This window comes from Psychrobacter sp. bablab_jr014, assembly GCF_016464015.1.
Taxonomy (GTDB): domain Bacteria; phylum Pseudomonadota; class Gammaproteobacteria; order Pseudomonadales; family Moraxellaceae; genus Psychrobacter.
On record NZ_JACDXT010000047.1, the window covers coordinates 1 to 20,461 of the forward strand.

The following is a 20,461-nucleotide window of genomic DNA, read 5'->3' on the forward strand; positions in this document are numbered from 1 at the left end:
GTGTACGAAATGTTTACGACGGGCATAAGTTTAGCATTATAGGACTAAAATCTATTTAAAGGATTTCCCTTGCGCCACTAAAATTGACATGCAATTTTTTAACGTGGCTCAAGCCACCTGTGCGGTGGATAAGAGGAAAGATGTGAGTTAGTACTTTATATTGCACTAGGGGTATGTGGGACTATATGAGACAGAGCAAGACTAGGTGAGACAGAAGCCTTTAGTTATGGGGGCTGCATTAAGGTTGGGCGATAAGTTGAGAGTCTGTATCTAATTAGGCGGTTTATACTTTATTCTGCACTACCAATCTAGTGCAAATCAGGTTAGCAAGCATTTTGTACTTTATTCTGCACTAACCTGTTAATCCAATCATCCCCACATCAGGGGAAAAGTGCCATCATTAGCTATGGCATATATCATCCCGCTGGTTGCGGGAAATAAGCTCAGGCTCAGTTAAAAAGTGCCATTGCTGTGCGCAGTAGTTCATTCGCATCAGCGGTGGGGGTTTTAAGCTTAACTTTTTTGCCTGTGGCATCTGAGAGTGTAACGACTGTTTGCTCATTTGGCTGGACATGGCTGCTCAAAAGTGTGGCTATGTCCTTTTTTTTTGCCTCCAGTTTACTGTCGTCATCACTACAACCGCTGTGACGCGGGAACTCTATTGTCATACGGACTCCTTTGTTGATTGGAGATTGTATGTTACAAGACGCGCATAGCGATGAACAATAGTTTTTACGCAAAGTACGACAAACCTTGTCGCATTGTTTACACAGCAAGCTTGAGCATTGTTGTGATGCTGCTGCTGGCATCAGGGCTTTTACATAGCAAGTCGTAAATGCTGACAATCAGTTCGGCTTTTTTATCATTGTCCATGCGCTTATTGTGCGCTGTCAGGTGGTCTTCTACGATCGTAAGCGCTTCGATCATCATTGCCATATCGACACCGTCAGTATCTGCTACCGTTAAGCTTTGCGCTGCCTGTGCGGGTTCTTGCGCCACTTTCAAGCCATTAGCACTGTAAGGCTCACCCACTCCCTTATGTATCCAGTCGACGTTTGCACCTGTAGCGTCGGCTATTTTTTTGGCTGTGGCTTTATGAATACTGGTGCTGCCCTTTGTCCAGATGCTATGAAAGGTTGATTTACCTAACCCTACACGCGTTGCAAAGGAAAACGGTTGCTCCTTCTCTTCTGCGGTCATGAGCTGGTATAGCCGTTTTTTTAACAATGTGTCTAGTTCCATATTATTTGATACTGATTCGGAACTCATGCCAAACCCTCCCTTTAAAGTGCCATATTTCTAAATTATTGAAACCATTGAATAAATAAAATATCTTTAAAAATAGTTCATATTTTTAATATTGAACTGTTTACATCGAACCTTTTATGAACTAATATGTTTACAAGTTGATTTATCGAACTCTAAATCAAACCTATTAAAAATAAATCAGCGGTGCTGATTCGGAACTGGGGTTATCACATGTTGAGCTTTGAGCAATACCCATTATTCAATACGTTAGAGCGACAGCCTGATGGCAGCTGGCATCCTGAGGATATTAAGTCTGCTATCCATAAGAGTGGCGTGACTTTGGCGGAACTATGCGAACAGATGGATGTAGACAGTCGCGCCGCTAGTAAAGCCTTAGTTCAGCCGTTTACGAAAGGCGAACTTGCTATCGCTAAATATCTTAATGTCCCTGTGCAATTACTATTCCCAACGCGATGGACAGTAGATAAAAAGCGCGTTAGACCAAGGTATGCCGCTAAATATACCACGGTTGCGGAGCTGTTGTCATGAAAAACCAGTTCACTATGACAGAAATTATGAACTTTGAACTATCAGAGTTACCAAAATCACGCCGTGGCTTAGATAAATATGCAAAAAGTAATAAATGGGCGTTTGTAGAAGTACCTAGTTCGGGTCGCGGTGGTGTGCGCCGTGAATATATTTTGCCCGACGTGTTATTCGAACAGGTAAAACTGCAAGCGCTATCAAAAATCGCAGAAGCGGCGGAAGTCAATGAGGTGGCTTTAGCCAAAGCCACTAAGTCCGAACTGACCACCACCACTACACCTGTGTCGAAATCAGCGGCTACGCTTGCCGATTGGCAGCGGGACTGCGGTATTGCACGCGTCGCTATCGTGCGTCATGTGCTAGAGCTTGCAGCCTTAGCAGGCAAAACCAAAGCGGTAGAAGGCTTTGCGAAAGCCAGCAAAGAAGCCCGACTTGATGATGCACTGACCGCGACACTGAAACGCGCCAATGCTAAAAGCGGTAAAGATGGCAAGGCAACCGTAAGCCGCCGCACCCTCTTTGATTGGGTAAAAACCTTTGAAGCAGCAGTCGCTATCGAGAGCGCCAGCGCGGTGGCAGAGCTTGCGCCTAAAGCGCGCACAACAGAGCTGCCCGAATGGGCGGGTATCTTGTTAAAGCTGTGGGCTGATCCCGCCAAGCCTGAACTGGCGGAGGTCATGCGCCGCTTAGAAGCCGCGCTAAAAGACAGTGCTATGACAGCGCCGAGCTACCATCAAGCGCGGTACTTTTTAGAGCATACGCTGGGCAATGTCGAGCGTGAGCGCGGACGCATGGGCAGTCGTGAGATTAAGAACATCAAGCCTTTTGTGCGCCGTGATACCACTGTTTTGCTGCCATCTGATGTATACACGGCAGACGGGCACACGTTTGATGCAGAAGTCGCGCACCCTGAAACGGGCAAACCCTTTAGACCTGAAATCACCACGGTGATGGATGTATGCACACGAATGGTGGTCGGCTATAGCGTTGACTTAGCAGAAAGCGGTCTTGCTGTCCTTGACGCTATATCCAGCGCGGCGAGCAGCTATGGCATCCCTGCAATATTTTATGTCGATAACGGGTCGGGCTATAAAAACGCGATGATGAAAGATGAATCGACGGGTCTTATGACGCGGATGGGTACAGAGGTCAGACACTCTATCGCGTATAACTCACAAGCGCGCGGCATGATTGAGCGGGTACATCAAACGATATGGATACGCCTTGCTAAAAAGCTGCCGACCTACATGGGGGCGGATATGGACAGCCAAGCACGGCAAGCGGTGTTTAAACGCACACGCAAAGATATTAAAGCTTTTGGCGAGTCTAAGTCGTTGATCGGTTGGGATATGTTTTTGCAAGCGGCGGCGCAAGCAGTTATTGACTATAACAATGAGCCGCACAGCGGCCTGCCCCGCCGCCAAAACAGAACGCTGGGACGGCGTGTGAACTTAACCCCGCAGCAAATGTGGGACGAACAAACCGCCGCAATGAATAAAGCTGGTACAGCGCTGGTGCTGGTTTCTGATGCTGAGCGTGACGACCTGTACCGTCCGTATGTGCAGCGTAAATGCCTGCGCGGTGAGATCAATTTGTTTGGTAATAAGTATTTTAGCCGTGAGCTTGAGCAGTATCACGGGGAGACGATGCTGGTGGGCTATGACATTCACGATGGCTCGAAAGTTTGGGTGCGCGATATGAGCCAGCGACTTGTTTGCGTTGCTGAATTTGAGGCCAACAAAAAAGGCTACTTTGCCCAGTCTGCTGTCGATGATGCACGGGAGAAGCGCGCAATCGGACAGGTCAAACGTGCGCAAGTACATGTGGACAATGCGCTAGAGAATATGCGGCCACAGCGCGTGCTCGAGCACGTACAGAATCAGATGATGCCAACGGCTGATATTGAGCGGGCGCAAGCGCGGTTAAATGCCAGCCTTGCAGAGATTGAAGACGCGCAGCTGATAGAGCCGAACGTGTCAATGCAGGCGGCATTTGAACGCCTAAACAGTCTAAACATTGAGGACAAAACACAGCAGGCACAAGCGCCGATAACACAGGCGCAGAAGCCAAAAGTAGCCTCAAGTGGGCAGTCTGAGCAGGACGCAAAATTTGAGCGCTGGCTGTCGCTAGATGCTCAGGTGAAAGCAGGTAACGCGCTGGAGGCGGCGGATACGGACTTTTACGAGCTGTACCCTGAATCTAAGATTTTCAAGATAAAGGTGCGTGAATATAGTGACGCTCATGAAGCTGAGCATGGCACGCGACCATTTTTTAAGTGGGGCTAAGCCCTAAGCAAAGGCGACGCCAGTCATTGCAGTGACTGACGTCTAATCAAGTAACGCATACTCAATCATAGGAGAGTAAATCATGCGTGATAACTATAGCAATGTCAATACAGCGCCCGCGCACGGGGTGGCACAAGTCACGAACGTCGCGGTGTGCTTCGAGGCTGTCGAGCGTATACAAAGCCGACACCCAAGCTTACCAGGAATAGGCGTTTTTTATGGGCGCTCAGGTGACGGTAAGTCAGTCGCTGCAAGCTATATCGCGGTACGCACCAATGCGTATTACGTGCAAGCGACCAGCGTGGCTACTAAAAAAAGCTTTTTAGACTCAGTATTGCGTGAAATGAGCATCCCCGCTGCTAAAAATGCTAGCGATATGCTGGGGCAAATCGCAGAGGAACTGGCGAAATCAGGTCGACCGCTCATCATTGATGAATTTGACCATCTTGCGGTGTCAGCGGGCAAAGTCGAGATGATACGCGACATTTACGAGTCGTCTCAAGGCAGCATTCTTATCATTGGTGAAGAGCGGCTACCTAAAAAGCTTGAACGCTGGGAGCGCTTTCATGGTCGTGTTCATTCATGGGTGCCAGCGCAGCCTGTAACTGTCGCTGATGCCGCGCTACTAGCGCCTATCTATGCGCCGAAAGTCGCCATTGATACCGAGGTACTGACAGAGCTGGTCGGCGCTGTGCGTAACTCAACGCGCCGAACTTGCACCAACCTAGAGATGCTGGGACAGCGTGCCCTAGAGAACGGTATGCGCTCGGTCACGATGGCTGATGTGCAAAAGTTGCTACCGCAAGGATTCGTGACAGGCCAGTCTCCTAAACCCCGCTCATTCTAATAAGGATATTTTTATGTGTTGTTGTCAAAATTCAAATGAAAGTGACTGTATGACAGTAAATCCAAACCCCCTACTCGCTACGCGCACAGATATTGTGCGTAGCGACTATGAAAAACTGTGGGATATGCTACGCACGGCAGAAGATGGCGTCATCATCAGCGATGTGGCGCGTACTATCCCCACAATCAACTACGATAAAGCCAAAGCATGGCTAAGCGCGCTAATGTGCGCTGGCTATGTCTCACGCGAACAAATCAAGCTAACGCGTAAATTGCCTACTTATCGCTATCTATTGACCCGCGACATTGGTCAAACCCCGCCACGTATCGACGCAAAAGGCGCGCCAAAGCCTGTGTCGGTTGGTGAGGCTGTGTGGCGTACGATACGCATTATTAAAACCTTTAATGCCAATCAGGTCATCGCTAGCGGCTCAACGCCTGAACGCCCGTTAAATAGTGCCAGTGTACGGCAGTACCTAAAAGAATTATATAACGCAGGGTATCTACAAATACGCCAAGCAGGACAAGCCAAGCAACTTGCTGTCTATCAGCTGCTACACAACACGGGACCAAAAGCGCCTGAAATCCAGCGCGGCAAAAAAGTGTATGACGCCAATCTTGGCATGATCGTGTATGACCCCGAAAAACCGCTACCACCGTCGCATGAGGCGGAAAAAAACAACTCTGAACAAGCCAAAAAAGCTAAAAAAGGAGCGCGTTATGACCGAGGTTGAGCAATATTTACACAAGCAGCACGCAGAACAGGCGCTTAAACGGCTGCCAAAATTTGAACAAAACACGCTTACCCGACTGAAACGCACCGAAGCGGATATTAGGGCAATACATGCCATGTCTGTATGGCTCATTATTGCGATTGTGGTTTTAGCGGTAGCGCTATTGGGGGTACTGATATGGAAATTATAACCACTGTACAAATCAGTGCAGACAATCAAAGCGACTGGGAACATTACCCCGTCACCCTAGAAAATTGGGTCGCCGCCTGTCATGAAGAAAAAAAGAAAAAAGACATTTCTTACGCTGAGATTGCCCGCCGTCTTGGCTATGCGCGCCCTAGCCTGTCGCTTGCACTGTCGGGCAACTATACAGGCAGCACGGACAAAATCGCGGCTGCGTATGTGAGCTATAGAACACAGGTGGTCTGCCCTTACCTTGGTGAGACCGTCAGTCGTGGCTACTGCGTAGAACACGCGCTAAGCGCTGCACCCACCCATAATCCCGCCGCCCTGCGCCACTGGCGCGCGTGCCAAGGGTGCGAGCATAAACCTGATGAGGGTGGTAACTGTGGTAAGTAGACGGACAGCCCGCCCACGCTGAATTAACGACAAACAAAAAGGACTAAACCATGAGTAATCAAACCCAAACTACCCAAGTACCCGCAGGCTATGTGCAAAATGCTAAGGGTCATTTAATCCCTATCGACAAGGTCAAACCCGTCGATAAGCTGCGCGATGAGCAAGTAAAGTCGATGGTTGATGCTGCAAAAGCGCTGCATCAAAACATGCAAGAGACAAAGCGCACGCTGTTTGCCGCCTTTAACGACTTTGTAGCGTTGTCGGCTCAAGAGTACAAAGTAACTCTAGGTGGTAAGAAAGGCAATACAACGCTGCTCAGTTATGATGGTAAGTATAAGGTGCAGCTGGCAATATCTGAAAATATCGTCTTTGATGAGCGGTTACAAGTCGCAAAAAAACTGATTGACGAGTGTCTGACCGATTGGACACAGGGCAGTAATGACAATATTAAGGCGTTGATTAATCAAGCATTTCAAGTGGATAAAGAGGGAAAAATCAGTACGCACCGCGTGCTTAGTCTGCGCTCATTAGACATTAGTGACACAAAATGGCTGCGTGCTATGGAAGCTATCAGCGATGCGGTACAGGTCACGGATACCAAAGAGTACATCCGCTTTTATGAGCGCGACGACGCTGGCGCTTATCATCAAATTGCGCTTGATTTTAGTAATGTGTAGAAGCTTCTAAATCTATTGTCCAGCAAAAACCGTGGGTTACGCAGCTGCTAGCCTACGCTATTAAACCAAACAACATCAAAAGGATAAAACCATGAACAAGCAAGAATTAATCAAAGCCATTGCCGCCGACGCAGGCGTAACACAGACCGCCGCTACTGCTATGCTTAAATCATTTGAGCACAACGTCAGCAAAGCTTTGGCTGCTGGCGATGAAGTAAGACTGATCGGCTTTGGTACGTTTAAAGCCGTACCACGCGCGGCACGTGATGGGCGCAATCCAAAAACAGGTGAGCCATTATTGATACCCGCAACTAATGTACCCCGCTTTGCAGCGGGTAAGACGCTGAAAGATGCGGTGAATTAAGTTTAAGAGAGATAAATAAAAAAGCCCATTTCTAGCAAATGGGCTTTTTTATTACGCTTGTTTTTTCATTTCTTGAGGAATGAACTCGTTATGTACCTTATGAAGATATGCAATACTGCTTTCTGTATCAGCCTCATATCTTAGCTGCTCTTGATAAAATTGTAATCTAACCCTCGCATTTGTTATAACCTCTGACCAAGTCATAACATATACTTCTATCCCTCCGTCAGGGCTGCTATATACACAGCCTTTAGGAGAGTTCGCATTGTTTGCATAACGATATGCGATACTATCAAGCTCATTAGAAATTGCTAAAAATTTCCATTTACAGTCAGATTTATTGAATCTTTCGTCATCACTTACTGCTTGAGCATAGCCCATTATCTGAGCAATAACAGGACTATCTATTTTTTTCTTAGGACGTTTAAGTTCAACTACTAGGTAGTCTTTTTGTCCTGGTCTCACCTCGATAGCTTTGGAGAGCATAAGGTCTAGTCGACCTTGCCTTTCATCGTTGATTAAAACATTTCTATCATCTTCACATCGCTTTCCCAGTTCGTTTAAATGTATTTTTAGAACATCTTCAAGACGTTTTTCGCTAGCAGATAGTGCAAAATGCTCATCAAAAACCCAAGCTTCATTTTCTAGAATTTTATGTAATTGGTCTCTCTCTAACAAAGAGTTTTTATGATCAAACACTAATGTATGCAACGAATCTAGGAAGTCTAGTCGATCGGCCACAATCTTAGCCGACTTAATAATATGAGAAAGGCTAGTCTTCTCCAATAGTTTAGCGAACTCATCTTGTTCTTCTGTGTTCAAATTCAATACTTCTGTCATAATTGATTGCATAGCCTGAGGGTTCTCCTCAAGTGCTTGAGACAATAGCTTGAAAGTGAATTTTTTCGTCTTATGATTTGCTTTTGAGAATTTAGGTAGGTTGTCTTCAACCTTGGATGCAATTATGTCGAATATCTCTCGTTTTGCTATCTCTATAACGCCAGGGTCACTGTTATCTTGAAATGGGTATATTCCTGAGTCTTTCCAGCCTTGTAACCTCTCTAGTCTCTCCTTGTCTTTTTTATCCTTAAAATGGTCATTTATTTTTTGATAGCAAGCTTCTAACAAACTTTTGCCATCTGCTGTCAGCTCTACTAAATCTATGCTAGATTCATTATTCAACTGAGTAATATAGTCACTGCTTAGATAGGCCGAGAAAGAGTAATCCAAGCTTCTTACCTTGTATGGTTCAGGTTTTTGCTCTTGGAGCACAGTACCATTATCTTTGCAAAGTAAGATTTTTTTTGACTTAATATCCGACCATTCAACTATTGTGACTATATGCTGTCCGTTTAAACCATCTAATTCCAGCGTATAATCCTTTATACTTGCTATAGCTTCTTCAGGATTAATAGGATAACCATTTACTAATATTTCAATTTCAGGGAATGTATATAGATGAATGGCAAAAGTTTGGGTAAGCTTAGTTTTTATGTCATCAAAGTTGTAACCAGCAACCTTCTTATTAAGCTCACTAATGGTTATTACGGATTGAGATTGCTTTATTTTAGATACAGACGGATTCGATATATCAAATTTATTGGCATTATCTGAATTCAAGGTTATGTCTAATTGATAAAAATCGTTTTTTCCTTGATAGACGCTTTTCCAGTCCACAATTCTACCTAATGAAAAGGACTTAAATCTTCCTGCGCCTTTTTGACCATGAATCGGTCTACCACTTTTAGTTTCTGACTTAGCTGCTTTCCAAGAATTACCAATGTATATCAGATACGCATTAGCCTGCTCTTCAGTAATGCCTTCTCCATTATCTTCTATGGTAATAGATTGGTTACCCATGTCATTAGATTCAATACGAATAGATACACGAGTTGCATCTGCATCTAAGCTGTTCCAAACTAGCTCTTCAATTGCTTGTACTGGAGTAGCATTTGATACGCGCTTAACATGGTCATCAGATAAGTTCACTTGTCGCGTATTTCGATTTGACATGACTTAATCCTATTACAGAATAATGTTTACTAAAATAAGTTTTGACTGTTAATTTTAATAGAAAAGCGTTAGATAAGCCAATTTATTTTAATTAAAATTTGCAGCTCATAACTCTAAACAAACACTTTAAGCTATAATCATAACTGTCTACAAATATCTATCAAATCATGTAGTTATGGGGACGTTATGGCGCACTCACCGCAAAAGCGAAAACTGATGCAACTGGTACATGTTGGCAAGCGCCAGCTGGGGCTTGACGATGTGACCTACCGCGCCATGTTGCAACAGATGACAGGTAAAGCATCAAGTAAAGACTGTAGCGCCGTGGCGCTTAAAAAAGTCATCGCACACATGGAGACGCGCGGATTTATCATCAAACCCGCTAACAAGCATAAAGTACAAAAGCCTGATGCTGCCAAGTCTAAAAAGCTATTAATGGACAAAATCGAAGCGCTACTGACGGACGACTCTAAGCCGTGGGCGTACGCTGAGAGCATGGCAAAGCACATGTACAAAGTCGATGCGCTGACGTTTTGTAATGCGCGGCAGCTGCGCGGCATCATTACTGCACTGGTTAAAAATCAGCAGAAAATGGCAAAAGCGGCGGTTGTAGATGCCTAATTTAGTTACTAAGACTTATCAAGACTTAGAAATGCTGCTCGGTCATGAGGCGGCTTCTAAACTAACTGAGGTCTATCGAGGTCAAGAACTGTACATCCCCGCCCCCGACAAGCTATCTGCTGGTCATAACTTGGTCGTATTACTAGGTAATGACCAAGCGCAGCGCCTATGCCACTACTGGCAAGGCAACATATTGACACTACCTATGCAGCACAAAAAAGCCTTAGCTGAACGCAATGCAGCAATTATTGAAAAGTATAAAACGGGTACTGGCAAAGGCGCGCTGGCTACTGAATATAATTTACATGTACGTACTGTGCGTAAAATCATTGAAAACTATTACAACCAACAGGCAAAACAAGCATACAACCGCTTGCAACTGTGCTTATTCGATATGCCACACGACTGCTAATCATTAAAAACCTGTTTTCCTCAAGCCGCTGACCTACCTTGTCAGCGGCTTTTTTTATGCCTTATGAATCATCGGAACACTGCCCCATATTGTGCCGACTAAGGTTTTGTCATTATGGCGTTATCGCATGATTTTACCTATTTATAACCTGATACGGGTGGACGATGACTCAAACCGACGCACTTACCGAAGAAGCCTTTTTTGATTGGTTGCGCTCTCAACAAGACAATAAACGGCTAACACAAGAACAGGTCAACGGCGCACTTGAACTGCTGGCACTCACTGAGCCTGACGAACTCAAAACGGTATTAATGCAGGTCAACGGCTGGCGCAGCGGCGATGAAATGCAGCTGTCATCTGAGGGCATGGCTATGATTAATATCTATGAAGGATTCCGCTCTAAGCCTTACTTTGATTCCGTTGGAAAGCCCACAATTGGCTACGGCAGCACGTATTACCCCGATCATACCCCTGTGCGCATGAGCGACAGACCAATCACCCAAGCGGAAGCTGCACGTATTAAACAAGCCGTGATCAATCAGGACTTTTCCCCAGCAGTGAATATGATGTTTGCTGATGAAATTGAGCGCGGTGAAATCACACAAAATATGTTCGACGCGCTGATATCGCTGGTCTATAACATCGGCGTTCGTGGTCTTAAAGGCTCAAGCGTGTATCGCAATATCAAAGCGGGCAACTATGCTAAAGCTGCTGATAGCTTTTTACCTTGGAATAAAGGGCGTATCAATGGACGGCTAGAAGTGATACCTGGCTTAGTCACACGTCGCCAAAAAGAACGTGCATTATTCTTAGCGTAGGAGCGGATATGGAACACAACGAACAGCAAACCAACGAGCGCCAGCTAACGGTTGAAGAATTGCCATCGCTCAGAGGTACAGGCGATAACTCTGTATATCTTGATGAAGATGGGTTTTTATCCCCGCAATATGGGCAGATTACACCACCACCTAAGCATTGGTATCAGTCAAAAACTATTTGGTTTAACGTCATTAGCGGCGGGGCTGCACTGGCATCATCTGCTACCCCAGCGCTTGAGAATATGTTAACAGCGGTTGATTTTGCCATCCTTTTAGCAGTCGTAAACCTAATCAATGCGGTGCTACGCAAGTTTACCAATAAGCCTATCAAGGGCGGTGGTAATGGGTGACATTATTGATGATGGCAACCGCGCGGCGGCTATCCATCTAGACGCCGCGCTGTCACAAATCAAGCGCCCTGTCGCTAATAGTGCCACCGAATGTATCGACTGCGGCGACCCTATTGGAGCAGCGCGTAAAGCGGCTGCGCCCTACGCTACGCGCTGCGCCGAATGCCAAGGTTTTTATGATAAGGAATCACGATGACATTAGAGTTAGAAGCCTTTCAAGCCATTGGCATTGTATTGACTATTGCGGGGTCGGTTTTTGGCACGGGTAAGGCTTTGTTTGCGCGCTTTGATGCGTCGTTACGTGAGCGTGATGACACGCTAGAAGCAGCCATCAGCAATGTATCAAAGCAGCTTACACAGCAAAGCAATGATGTGCGTCAGATTGAAAAAGACCTATTGCTATTAAAAGCTGAGCTGCCCGAAAAATACTTAACCCGCGCAGACTTCAACCGCACTTTTACCGTGGTCGAAGCCAAGCTTGACCGACTCTATGAGCTACTCAATCAGCAAAAATAAGGATAACTGATGCCTATTGACCTTAATAAGAGCCGCCGTGAGGGTATGCGCTGGTATTTGCTGGTCGCCATACACCGTGCCGAACCTTTAGGGTGCGGTGATGTCATGCTAAAAACAATCATGGACGACATTTACGGCAATGTGACACCGACGGAGCTGCACCAACAGCTTAGCTATCTTGAAATGCGCAAGATGATTGCTTTGACTAAAAACCCTGATGGGCACTGGCACGCACGCTGTACAGCACTGGGTGTTGATGTGGTCGATTATACAGTGGACTGCCGCGCTGGGATTGCACGCCCTGATAAGTACTGGGGTTAAGGGGGCATCATGGCACGCGAAACCGCTATCGACCAGTTGACGCCTGAGCATTTGCAGCTATTTAAACAGCGACTTGAGGACTCAGGGTTTAAAAATTACCAAGATTTAACGGACTGGCTGACTGAGCTTGGCTATCAAATCAGCAAGTCGTCAGTCCACCGCTTTGGCAAAAAACACGAACAGAAGATGCAAGCTGTGTCCCTTTCTACGCAGGCAGCGATCTATATGGCTGAGCGCAATCCTGATGATGCTGGGGCGCTGTCGTCCACTGTGCTTACTATGATGCAGTCAGAGTTTTTTAATGCGCTGGTGCAGCTGCAAAGCCTTGATGATGATACTGACCCTATGGAGCGTATGGCAGCCCTATCAAAAATTAGTAAGGGCATTGCTGAGCTGTCCAAAGCATCGGTCAATCAAAAAAAGCATCAGATTGAAGTCCGCGAAAAAGCGCAAGCAGCGGCGGACAAAGTAGAGCAAATCGCCAATAAGGGCGGACTGACGGGCGACACCGTGCAAGAAATCCGCAAGGCTATTTTAGGAATCGCAGACTGATGAGCACACCGCAAACAGCCCCGCCTCTACTCGATGCCAATTATGAGCTGGAAGCGCCAGCAGTACTGCTGCCCTATCAACAGCAATGGCTGGCGGACGAGTCACAGCTTAAGATTGCCGAAAAATCACGGCGTATCGGCCTTACGTGGGCGGAGGCTGCGGATTGCGCGTTGATTGCGGCATCTGATAAAAAGTCGGGCGGGCAAAATGTCTATTATGTCGGCTACAACCAAGACATGACGATGGAGTTTATCGAAGCCTGCGCGATGTGGGCGCGGTCGTTTAACTATGCTGCCTCTGAGATTGAGGAAGGTATTTTTGTCGATGAGGACGGCGACAAAGAGATTAAGACGTATACCATCCGCTTTCCCAAAGCCAAGAACCGCATTACCGCGCTATCAAGCCGACCATCCAACCTACGCGGTAAGCAAGGCGTGGTCGTCATTGACGAAGCGGCGTTTCATGAAGACTTGGCGGGACTGATTAAAGCCGCCTTAGCCTTGCTCATTTGGGGCGGTAAGGTGCGTATTATCTCGACGCACAATGGGGATGAAAACCCCTTTAATGACCTAATACAAGAAGTACGTGCGCTTAAACGTAGCGGTACGGTGCATAAGACCACGTTTGCGGAGGCGGTCGAGCAAGGGCTGTATAAGCGCGTGTGTCTGCGGTTGGGTCGTGAGTATGACGCAGCTGAGGAAGCGGCGTGGGTGGCAGAAGTATACAAATTCTATGGTGATGATGCTGAGGAAGAGCTGGACGTCATCCCCGCGCAAGGCTCAGGGCGCTGGCTAACAATGGGGCAGTTAGAAAAGCTGCAAAACGATGAGCGGCAGGTCATCCGCTTTGTGCCGCCTAAAGGCTTTGAGCTATGGACGGAAGACGCGCGTAACACGCATGTAGACAAGTGGTTAGAAGAAGTCGCCGACCCTATATTGCTAACGCTTGATAAGACACACCCTCACTACTACGGCCTTGATTTTGCGCGGCATCGTGATGCGTGCGTAATGTGGTGGCACGCTGAGCAACTGAATACGCGCCGCTACTGTCCGTATGTGCTGGAAATGGAAAAGACGCCCTACAAGCAACAAGAACGTATTTGCATACACGTCATTGAGCGGACACCGCGCTTTAGCAAAGGCGCTAATGATGCCAGCGGTAACGGCGAATACTTAGCCGAGGCTTTGCAGGTGAAGTTTGGGACACATCGCATTGATGCCGTAAAACTTAGTGAGGGCTGGTATGCAGAGCATACGCCGCATTTTGGCGCGTGTTTAACCGATGGCACGATTGAAGATATGCCAGCGGATCGTGATATTCGTGACGACCACTTGCTGTTTACGAAGATTAAAGGCGTGGCACGTATTCCAACCGCGCGCACGACCAGCGCCAGCGGCAGTAAACGCCACGGTGATAGTGGCATCGCGCATCTACTCTGTGACTACGCAAGCAAGTTCCCGACCCCTGAACTGGACTGGACACCTGTACCGATTGACGCCAGTGACGCCCCACGCGGGATGCGCGATATGCTTGAAAAGCTGGCATCACTTGGTGGCTTTTTAGGTAGTGGCGGCTTTTAAATTAGCATTTTATTTTAAGGACTATTCATGTCGTTTTATTCCGCGCTGAAATCAGCCGCGCCCATCGCGCAAAAGCAAATTAAGCGGCTGCTTGGCTCACAAGTACAAGCATCAGATGACCGCGCGCATGTGTGGGAACGTCCTGAGCTGTCACATCCTGCGGTAGGACTAACGCCTGCTAAGCTGCACCAGCTGCTCACAGGCGCGGAGTCGGGAAACATGAACGATATGCTGTCGCTGTTTGAGGACATGGAAGAGCGCGACAGTCATATCTTTGCTGAGCTGGATAAGCGTAAGCGTAGCCTATTGTCCCTTGATTGGTACATCAAACCGCCTACTGACGCAAGCGCGGCGGAAAAAGAACAAGCAGAGACGATAAATACGCTGCTACGTGCGATTGATGATTTTGATACCGTTATTAAGGATGCGCTAGACGCCATTGGTAAAGGCTTTAGCGGACAAGAAATCAACTGGGTGCGCGACGGCGGCACTTGGTATATTGAGTCGCTAGAATTTGTGCAGCCCCAGCGCTTTGTCATTGCACCAGACAATAAAACTTTGATGCTGGGTAACGGCATTGATGCGCCAGAGCCGCTGTGGGATCATGCGTTTTTAATGCACACCCATAAGGCGAAATCGGGTTATCTGGTACGCGGTGGCCTGCACCGTATACTTGCGTGGCCGTACGTGTTTAAAAACTACTCAGTGCGTGACTTGGCGGAGTTTTTGGAGATTTACGGCTTGCCGATGCGCCTTGGTACTTACCCAGCGGGCGCGACCGAGTCGGAGAAATTTACCTTACTACGCGCAGTAATGGAAATCGGTCACCGCGCGGCAGGCATTATCCCGCAAGGTATGCAGATTGACTTTAAAGAGGCGGCAAAGGGCAATAGCGACCCGTTTGAAAGTATGATCAAGTGGTGCGAAATGAGCCAGTCCAAGGCTATTTTGGGCGGTACACTGACCACGCAAGCGGACGGTAAATCTAGCACCAATGCGCTGGGTAACATTCACGAAGTCGCACGAATTGAAATACGTGATAGTGATGCTAAGCAGCTCGCAGCGTCTGTCAGTCGAGACATCGTCGCGTCAATGATGCGGTTAAATTATCCAAGCGTCCACCCGCGTCGCTACCCTAAGTTTGCCTTTGATTTATCTGAGCCTGAGGACATTACCACATTTAGCGAGGCAATCCCTAAACTGGCTGGCGTTAACGGTATGCGGATTGGTGTCGAATGGCTACACAGCAAGCTAAATATACCGATGGCAGCCGAGGACGAAGCCATTTTAACGGTGGGCAGTACTGCAACGCCTACCGCGCTTACTGCTGCCCTACGCGCACAAGCGGCATTAAACGCGCAGACAGACAAGGTTAAAAGCGAACGCGCCACCATCGCGCGCGCCGAATCAGGTATTGATGCTGCCCTGTCTGATGCCGCATATACGCAAAATATTACTGATATGAGCGTAACACTGGGACAAGCGATGGTCGATAGGCTGTCGGCTGCAAACAGCTATGATGAAGCTCTGTCGCTGTTAATGAATGCTGAACCAAATCAGGCAGTCGATGAACTGGCTGCCAGCCTTGAACAGCATTTGTGTGCGGCGGGTCTGTGGGGTGCGTTAAACCGTCAATCAGAGCAGCAAGCGTTAGACTTACCCGCTGGAGGCGTATAAATGCCCGATTCTAACGTCACGCTGCAAACGCTGTTTAATCGTCGCCCTGATGATGCTATTAAATACTTGCAAGACAAAAAGCCGCAAGCATCTATCGACTACGCAGAAATTAAAGGGCGCGCGCACGATCACGCGTTTGTCGTTGCTAAGATGACCGATATGGACATGCTGAAACAAGTGCAGCAATCATTAGTTGAAGCAATGGAAAACAATATGTCCTTTGCCGACTGGCAAGCATCTATCAAACCGACCTTGCAAGAAAAAGGCTGGTGGGGCAAAAAGGATATAGAGCTGCCCGACGGCAGTATAGCGCCAGCGCAGCTCGGTAGTGACTATCGGCTCAAGCGCATCTATGAAACCAACATCAACCAAGCCTATCACAAGGCACGTGAACACCACGGCGACTATGATATCTATCCGTATGCTATGTGGGTATCACGGGGCGATAACCGTGTGCGCCCAAGTCATCAATCATTAGATGGGCAGATATTTAAGCGTTCCGACCCCTATTATCAAGCCATTAAACCACGTAAAGCATGGGGCTGCCGTTGTGATGAAATACTACTGACAGCTGAGCAAGCGGCGCAATATGGCGCGTTAGATGGCTATACAGTGCATGAGGATATCAGCGCTTACGTGACGTTTGATACTGTCATCGTACAGGGAACGAACGGTGCATATAGCGCACCTGTCAACATTCTGCGTCTGCCCGATATGCCCGTCTACCGAACAGACGCGGGCTGGATACACGCGGGTGATAGGCTGCCTGTGCAAGCTATGTTTGATAAAGCGGCGCAAGTACCTGCGATGCTGGGCGCTAACAGTATGCAGGCAGTGTTAGCCCGCGCGTCTGTACTAGGCCGCGTCAATGATGATGTAAAAGCGTGGGTTGACAGCGCTGACACTAAGCGCCCGAAAGGTGAGTTTAGACATGTAGGCGTTGTGCGCCCTGAGTTTATTAATAAGTTGGCAGTCGATAAAGGGCTGGAGCTTGAGAACGGCATTATCACGCTACACGATCGTGTCACATTACAGCATTTAGACCGCGCGCATAAGCAGCATGACCCTGACTGGGTCGCTAATATTGTGCAACACTTAAACGCGCCGCATAGCCTGTACTGGGACAATAACAAGCAATCGCCTGTACTGGTCTTTGATGTCGCGCTGGATAAGTACAAGTTGATTGTACATTTGAATGAGCGTATTAAAGGACGCGACGTGATTGATGCTAAGCAAAACTTTGTGGGCAATGTCATACGCACAATCACTGTGGACACAGCCAATAACATCAATAATGGCAATAACTATACGAAGCTATTAGACACTGTACTAAATGATTAGGGGCATTGGGTGGGAATTGAACCCACTACACACGGCTTGGTAGCTATGCTGATAACTATCAATGTAACCGTCCTCGTACCATTATGAGTACCAATGCTTATTACTAGCTTAACGTGCCACAAGGTCAATATCAATACTAAAGGGCAGCTGTATGTCTGTATCTACAATACTAATCACTGACGAGCTACAACGTGTACTTAATCAAGCTGCGCGTCAGACAAGCAATACAGCACCGCTGATGCGGACTATACGCGCGCAGTTACTCAGTCAGACGCAGCAAAACTTTAGGATGCAAGGTCGCCCAAAGTGGCAAGCGCTGTCTGATGTGACCATCAAAAACTATGAGCGTTTAGGGATTAGTACAGATGGGCTACTCAGACGCTCAAACTCACTTTATAACAGCGTGCAAACATTTAGCGACGCTGTTAGCGCAACGATCAGCGCGGGCGGCGGCAATCAGTCCAGCGCTTATGCGGCGATTCATCAATTCGGTGGCATGGCAGGTCGTGGGCGTAAAGTTAAAATACCTGCGCGTCCCTACATTCCAATTGACGCCGATGGCAACTTACAAACAGAAGCGGTCGACGGTGTCCATCAGGTCATTATGGCGCATTTGCGGCGTAGTTTTAGATAGTTGCATGACATACGCATAATAAATAGCGTTAGAGGGGCGTTAGATTGTCCCACAACAGGGGCAGAGTCGGCAATGCTGCCATTATGCCATATCAACAATAAGCGCCCTTACGCGGGCGCTTTTTTTATTCTGTCTGTTCGCTGTCTTCACTATCTAAATATGCCTCGAATAAATCAATCGCAAATTGATTAAATGACTTGCCGTGTTTCTGCTTGTACTGCTCTGCTGTAATCCATTCCGCAAGACGAGGGTAATTTTCAGGATTAACCGTAACTTCTTTTTTGATCGTCTTGCCTCGGTAGGTATTCGTCGCGCGGTTTTGCGCTGCGGTGGTCTTTTTTGTCATTCGCATGACCCCTTTTGATTGTGGCGGACGCTGGGAACTGACGTCCCAAGAATGACCGCTGCGGGTTGTTTGAAAATTGATTGTCAGTCTTTACGCTGTTGTCATTGATTAAATTGCACTCACACATAGATGCCTCACTTGTCAGATTATAACGTATATACGTGTATATAATAATATTAAATATATACATGTATATATAAAAAGGCAAGTATTTTTGAAAAACCTCAAAAGTCGGAAATGCGTCCCGTATTTAATGCGTTAACTATTTGTCATCATAAGACTTTATGACAACGGCGCTAAGTGCTTCAACGCGCCTCAGGAGGGGTTATGTAGTACTCCACCGCTTATCCAAGTACCTAAATAAACACATTGATAAGAGATGCTATGACCAAGCCGACCACCGCCGCAACAATCGGTAGCAGTACCCACATCGCCGCGCTGTCGTTAGAGATTACAGCCAGCCGCGCACCGCAAGGGTATTTTTTAGTATTCCCTGAAGGAAAAACGCGCAGTGGGGACGGCTCAGGTCGCCCGACTGAATGCGACGCATGGCAACTTGACGCCAGTAATGGCTACGCGTTGGCTGATCTATTGAACGCTCGCCCAACCGATATGGTTATTGACTATGAGCATCAGACGCTACACGCCCAATCAAACGGACAGCCTGCGCCCGCTGCGGGGTGGTTGGCAGCGGGACAGTTTGAGTATGTCGACGGCGTGGGGCTATGCAACCGCGCGCCAAGCTGGACAACCAAAGCGACAAAAGCAATCGCTGACCATGAATACCGCTACAAGTCGCCTGTCATTGTTTACGACACGGATGGCTATGTGACTAATGTGATGAACGTCGCTATCACAAATCAGCCCGCCCTACTAACGCTCGATGAGCTGACCGCGCTGTCTGCCAAGTTTACAAACTCAAACCCTAAACAACAGGACACAGAAATGAAACCTTTACTTGCTTATATCGTCGCCGCGTTGGGACTACCAGCGACAACCACAGAAGACGAAGCCGTCACCGCACTCAGTGCCCAAGTCGATGACTTTAAGGCAAAAGCCGTCACCGCCAAAGTTGACGTTGATGCAGACAAGCCGCTGGCAGCGCTATCTAGCGTATTTGCGCACAGCGCTGAGCCTGACCCTGCTAAGTACGTGCCTGTCGCTACCATGACTGAAACGGTCGCAGCGCTCAATGCACAAATTACCGAGCTGCAAGGCAATCAAGTTGACCCTACTGCTGATCTATTGACTGCGGCGCTGTCTGATGGGCGACTACTGCCAGCACAAGCGGAATGGGCTAAGTCTTACGCCAAGTCAGACCCAGCGGGCTTTAAAGCGTATTTAGACAATGCGCCCCGTATTGCTGCCCTTAACCAGCGACAGACTGAGGGCAAACCCGACCCTATCGCAGGTAATAAGGTTGCCGCCCTGTCCGCTGAGCAAAAAGAAGTCGCGGTCGCCTTGGGTCTGTCTGATACGGATATGCTCGCACAGCTCAACGCATAAGCACGCAAACCACAATTTATAAATAAAAGGATAAGTCAATGATTAACACCCCTTACCGTGATGGTATTGCCATCCCTTTAATCGTCGCTGCTGGTGTGACCATCGCTGAGGGCGAGCTGGTCGCAACTGATAGCGACGGCCACGCTGTCCCCGCATCCAACGATAGCGCTAAATACTTGATGGGACGCGCTGAAACAACTGTAGAGGCAGACGACACGCAAACCAATGCCACGATCACCATTACGCGCAATCGTCAATTTTTGCTAAGCAACGATGCCACCAACCCAGTGACCGCTGCTGACATTGGCAAAGTCGTCGTGCTGAATGGCAAAAACACCGTTGCAAAGCCTGTCGAGGGCGGCTCGGCTGACGCGCTTGGTGTTGGCGTACTGATGGGCGTGGACTATAGCGGCAAAGTATGGGTCGATGTAGGCGGCGCGCCTATCGGTATCGTGACGGGTTCTGCGGGTGATGTGCTTTAACGCACCCGCCTAG

General features: G+C 47.8%; 25 protein-coding genes, 1 tRNA gene and 1 pseudogene. 22 read left to right on the plus strand and 5 right to left on the minus strand.

The genetic code is table 11. The features are described 5' to 3' along the window. Positions 1-449: 449 nt before the first annotated feature. Both JIE71_RS10110 and JIE71_RS10115 read right to left on the minus strand, forming a co-directional pair. Positions 450-668, minus strand: coding sequence for a hypothetical protein (locus JIE71_RS10110; protein WP_199508591.1), 219 nt, complete (start codon positions 666-668; stop codon positions 450-452). A gap of 97 nt (positions 669-765) precedes the next feature. Continuing rightward, a complete protein-coding gene (locus JIE71_RS10115; protein WP_199508592.1) occupies positions 766-1,269 on the minus strand; it encodes a hypothetical protein in 504 nt (167 codons plus the stop codon). Positions 1,270-1,479: 210 nt separating this feature from the next. Between JIE71_RS10115 and JIE71_RS10120 the strand changes: the two genes are divergently transcribed. From JIE71_RS10120 to JIE71_RS10155, 8 genes and pseudogenes are all read left to right on the plus strand, one after another. After that, the gene (locus tag JIE71_RS10120) at positions 1,480-1,797 is read left to right on the plus strand and encodes a helix-turn-helix domain-containing protein (protein ID WP_199508593.1); all 318 of its coding nucleotides are present in this window, start codon (positions 1,480-1,482) and stop codon (positions 1,795-1,797) included. A 26-nt stretch (positions 1,798-1,823) separates the two neighbouring features. Beyond that, entirely contained in the window at positions 1,824-4,079 is a 2,256-nt protein-coding gene (locus tag JIE71_RS10125) for a Mu transposase C-terminal domain-containing protein (RefSeq protein ID WP_228284638.1), read from the plus strand. A gap of 82 nt (positions 4,080-4,161) precedes the next feature. After that, entirely contained in the window at positions 4,162-4,926 is a 765-nt protein-coding gene (locus JIE71_RS10130) for an AAA family ATPase (RefSeq protein ID WP_199508594.1), read from the plus strand. A gap of 49 nt (positions 4,927-4,975) precedes the next feature. Continuing rightward, positions 4,976-5,659 carry a hypothetical protein gene (locus JIE71_RS10135; protein ID WP_199508595.1) on the plus strand — a complete coding sequence of 228 codons (684 nt, stop codon included), beginning with the start codon at positions 4,976-4,978 and terminating at the stop codon, positions 5,657-5,659. Then, positions 5,646-5,849: a hypothetical protein gene (locus JIE71_RS10140; RefSeq protein WP_199508596.1), complete on the plus strand. Its 204-nt coding sequence runs from the start codon at positions 5,646-5,648 to the stop codon at positions 5,847-5,849. The genes JIE71_RS10135 and JIE71_RS10140 overlap by 14 nt, the downstream gene beginning before the upstream one ends. Next, positions 5,837-6,238, plus strand: a complete 402-nt coding sequence (locus JIE71_RS10145) for a hypothetical protein (RefSeq protein ID WP_199508597.1) — start codon at positions 5,837-5,839, stop codon at positions 6,236-6,238. Before JIE71_RS10140 ends, JIE71_RS10145 begins: the two co-directional genes overlap by 13 nt. Before the next feature lie 50 nt (positions 6,239-6,288). Further along, complete coding sequence (locus JIE71_RS10150) at positions 6,289-6,915, plus strand: DUF3164 family protein (RefSeq protein WP_199508598.1); 627 nt, start codon at positions 6,289-6,291, stop codon at positions 6,913-6,915. An 85-nt stretch (positions 6,916-7,000) separates the two neighbouring features. Next, a pseudogene (locus tag JIE71_RS10155) lies at positions 7,001-7,279 on the plus strand (HU family DNA-binding protein); the annotation flags it as partial. 51 nt (positions 7,280-7,330) lie between these two features. On the opposite strand, the gene JIE71_RS10160 reads toward JIE71_RS10155, so the two are convergent. Next, positions 7,331-9,292 carry an ATP-binding protein gene (locus JIE71_RS10160; protein WP_199508600.1) on the minus strand — a complete coding sequence of 654 codons (1,962 nt, stop codon included), beginning with the start codon at positions 9,290-9,292 and terminating at the stop codon, positions 7,331-7,333. A 186-nt stretch (positions 9,293-9,478) separates the two neighbouring features. Here JIE71_RS10160 and JIE71_RS10165 point away from each other — a divergent pair, with 186 nt between their 5' ends. The 11 genes from JIE71_RS10165 to JIE71_RS10215 all read left to right on the plus strand — a co-directional run bounded on the left by JIE71_RS10165 (position 9,479) and on the right by JIE71_RS10215 (position 17,480). Next, positions 9,479-9,913 carry a gp16 family protein gene (locus JIE71_RS10165; protein WP_199508601.1) on the plus strand — a complete coding sequence of 145 codons (435 nt, stop codon included), beginning with the start codon at positions 9,479-9,481 and terminating at the stop codon, positions 9,911-9,913. After that, positions 9,906-10,325, plus strand: coding sequence for a Mor transcription activator family protein (locus tag JIE71_RS10170; RefSeq protein ID WP_199508602.1), 420 nt, complete (start codon positions 9,906-9,908; stop codon positions 10,323-10,325). The genes JIE71_RS10165 and JIE71_RS10170 overlap by 8 nt, the downstream gene beginning before the upstream one ends. Positions 10,326-10,489: 164 nt before the next feature. Further along, positions 10,490-11,143: a lysozyme gene (locus JIE71_RS10175; RefSeq protein WP_199508603.1), complete on the plus strand. Its 654-nt coding sequence runs from the start codon at positions 10,490-10,492 to the stop codon at positions 11,141-11,143. An 8-nt stretch (positions 11,144-11,151) separates the two neighbouring features. Then, entirely contained in the window at positions 11,152-11,493 is a 342-nt protein-coding gene (locus JIE71_RS10180) for a hypothetical protein (RefSeq protein ID WP_199508604.1), read from the plus strand. Continuing rightward, positions 11,486-11,689, plus strand: coding sequence for a TraR/DksA C4-type zinc finger protein (locus tag JIE71_RS10185; protein WP_199508605.1), 204 nt, complete (start codon positions 11,486-11,488; stop codon positions 11,687-11,689). The genes JIE71_RS10180 and JIE71_RS10185 overlap by 8 nt, the downstream gene beginning before the upstream one ends. After that, positions 11,686-12,009 (plus strand): hypothetical protein, encoded by a 324-nt coding sequence (locus JIE71_RS10190; protein WP_199508606.1) that lies wholly within the window; start codon positions 11,686-11,688, stop codon positions 12,007-12,009. The genes JIE71_RS10185 and JIE71_RS10190 overlap by 4 nt, the downstream gene beginning before the upstream one ends. Before the next feature lie 9 nt (positions 12,010-12,018). Continuing rightward, positions 12,019-12,330 carry a hypothetical protein gene (locus JIE71_RS10195; protein ID WP_199508607.1) on the plus strand — a complete coding sequence of 104 codons (312 nt, stop codon included), beginning with the start codon at positions 12,019-12,021 and terminating at the stop codon, positions 12,328-12,330. A gap of 9 nt (positions 12,331-12,339) precedes the next feature. Then, positions 12,340-12,882 (plus strand): DUF3486 family protein, encoded by a 543-nt coding sequence (locus JIE71_RS10200; RefSeq protein WP_199508608.1) that lies wholly within the window; start codon positions 12,340-12,342, stop codon positions 12,880-12,882. Further along, the gene (locus JIE71_RS10205; protein WP_199508609.1) at positions 12,882-14,462 is read left to right on the plus strand and encodes a hypothetical protein; all 1,581 of its coding nucleotides are present in this window, start codon (positions 12,882-12,884) and stop codon (positions 14,460-14,462) included. The genes JIE71_RS10200 and JIE71_RS10205 overlap by 1 nt, the downstream gene beginning before the upstream one ends. Before the next feature lie 27 nt (positions 14,463-14,489). Beyond that, the gene (locus JIE71_RS10210; RefSeq protein ID WP_199508610.1) at positions 14,490-16,139 is read left to right on the plus strand and encodes a DUF935 domain-containing protein; all 1,650 of its coding nucleotides are present in this window, start codon (positions 14,490-14,492) and stop codon (positions 16,137-16,139) included. Continuing rightward, positions 16,140-17,480 carry a phage minor head protein gene (locus JIE71_RS10215; protein ID WP_199508611.1) on the plus strand — a complete coding sequence of 447 codons (1,341 nt, stop codon included), beginning with the start codon at positions 16,140-16,142 and terminating at the stop codon, positions 17,478-17,480. It begins immediately after the preceding gene. Between the two features lies 1 nt (position 17,481). On the opposite strand, the gene JIE71_RS10220 is transcribed toward JIE71_RS10215, so the two are convergent. Further along, positions 17,482-17,577: transfer RNA gene (locus JIE71_RS10220), tRNA-OTHER, on the minus strand. A 54-nt stretch (positions 17,578-17,631) separates the two neighbouring features. On the opposite strand from JIE71_RS10220, the gene JIE71_RS10225 reads away from it, so the two are divergent. Beyond that, the gene (locus JIE71_RS10225; RefSeq protein ID WP_199508612.1) at positions 17,632-18,114 is read left to right on the plus strand and encodes a phage virion morphogenesis protein; all 483 of its coding nucleotides are present in this window, start codon (positions 17,632-17,634) and stop codon (positions 18,112-18,114) included. Between the two features lie 124 nt (positions 18,115-18,238). Here the strand turns inward: JIE71_RS10225 and JIE71_RS10230 are convergent, their stop codons facing one another. After that, a complete protein-coding gene (locus tag JIE71_RS10230) occupies positions 18,239-18,460 on the minus strand; it encodes a hypothetical protein (RefSeq protein ID WP_199508613.1) in 222 nt (73 codons plus the stop codon). Positions 18,461-18,844: 384 nt separating this feature from the next. On the opposite strand from JIE71_RS10230, the gene JIE71_RS10235 reads away from it, so the two are divergent. Together JIE71_RS10235 and JIE71_RS10240 are read left to right on the plus strand one after the other, a co-directional pair. Next, positions 18,845-19,966 carry a phage protease gene (locus JIE71_RS10235; RefSeq protein WP_199508614.1) on the plus strand — a complete coding sequence of 374 codons (1,122 nt, stop codon included), beginning with the start codon at positions 18,845-18,847 and terminating at the stop codon, positions 19,964-19,966. 38 nt (positions 19,967-20,004) lie between these two features. Next, positions 20,005-20,448 carry a hypothetical protein gene (locus JIE71_RS10240; RefSeq protein WP_199508615.1) on the plus strand — a complete coding sequence of 148 codons (444 nt, stop codon included), beginning with the start codon at positions 20,005-20,007 and terminating at the stop codon, positions 20,446-20,448. The last annotated feature ends 13 nt before the right edge of the window (positions 20,449-20,461 follow it).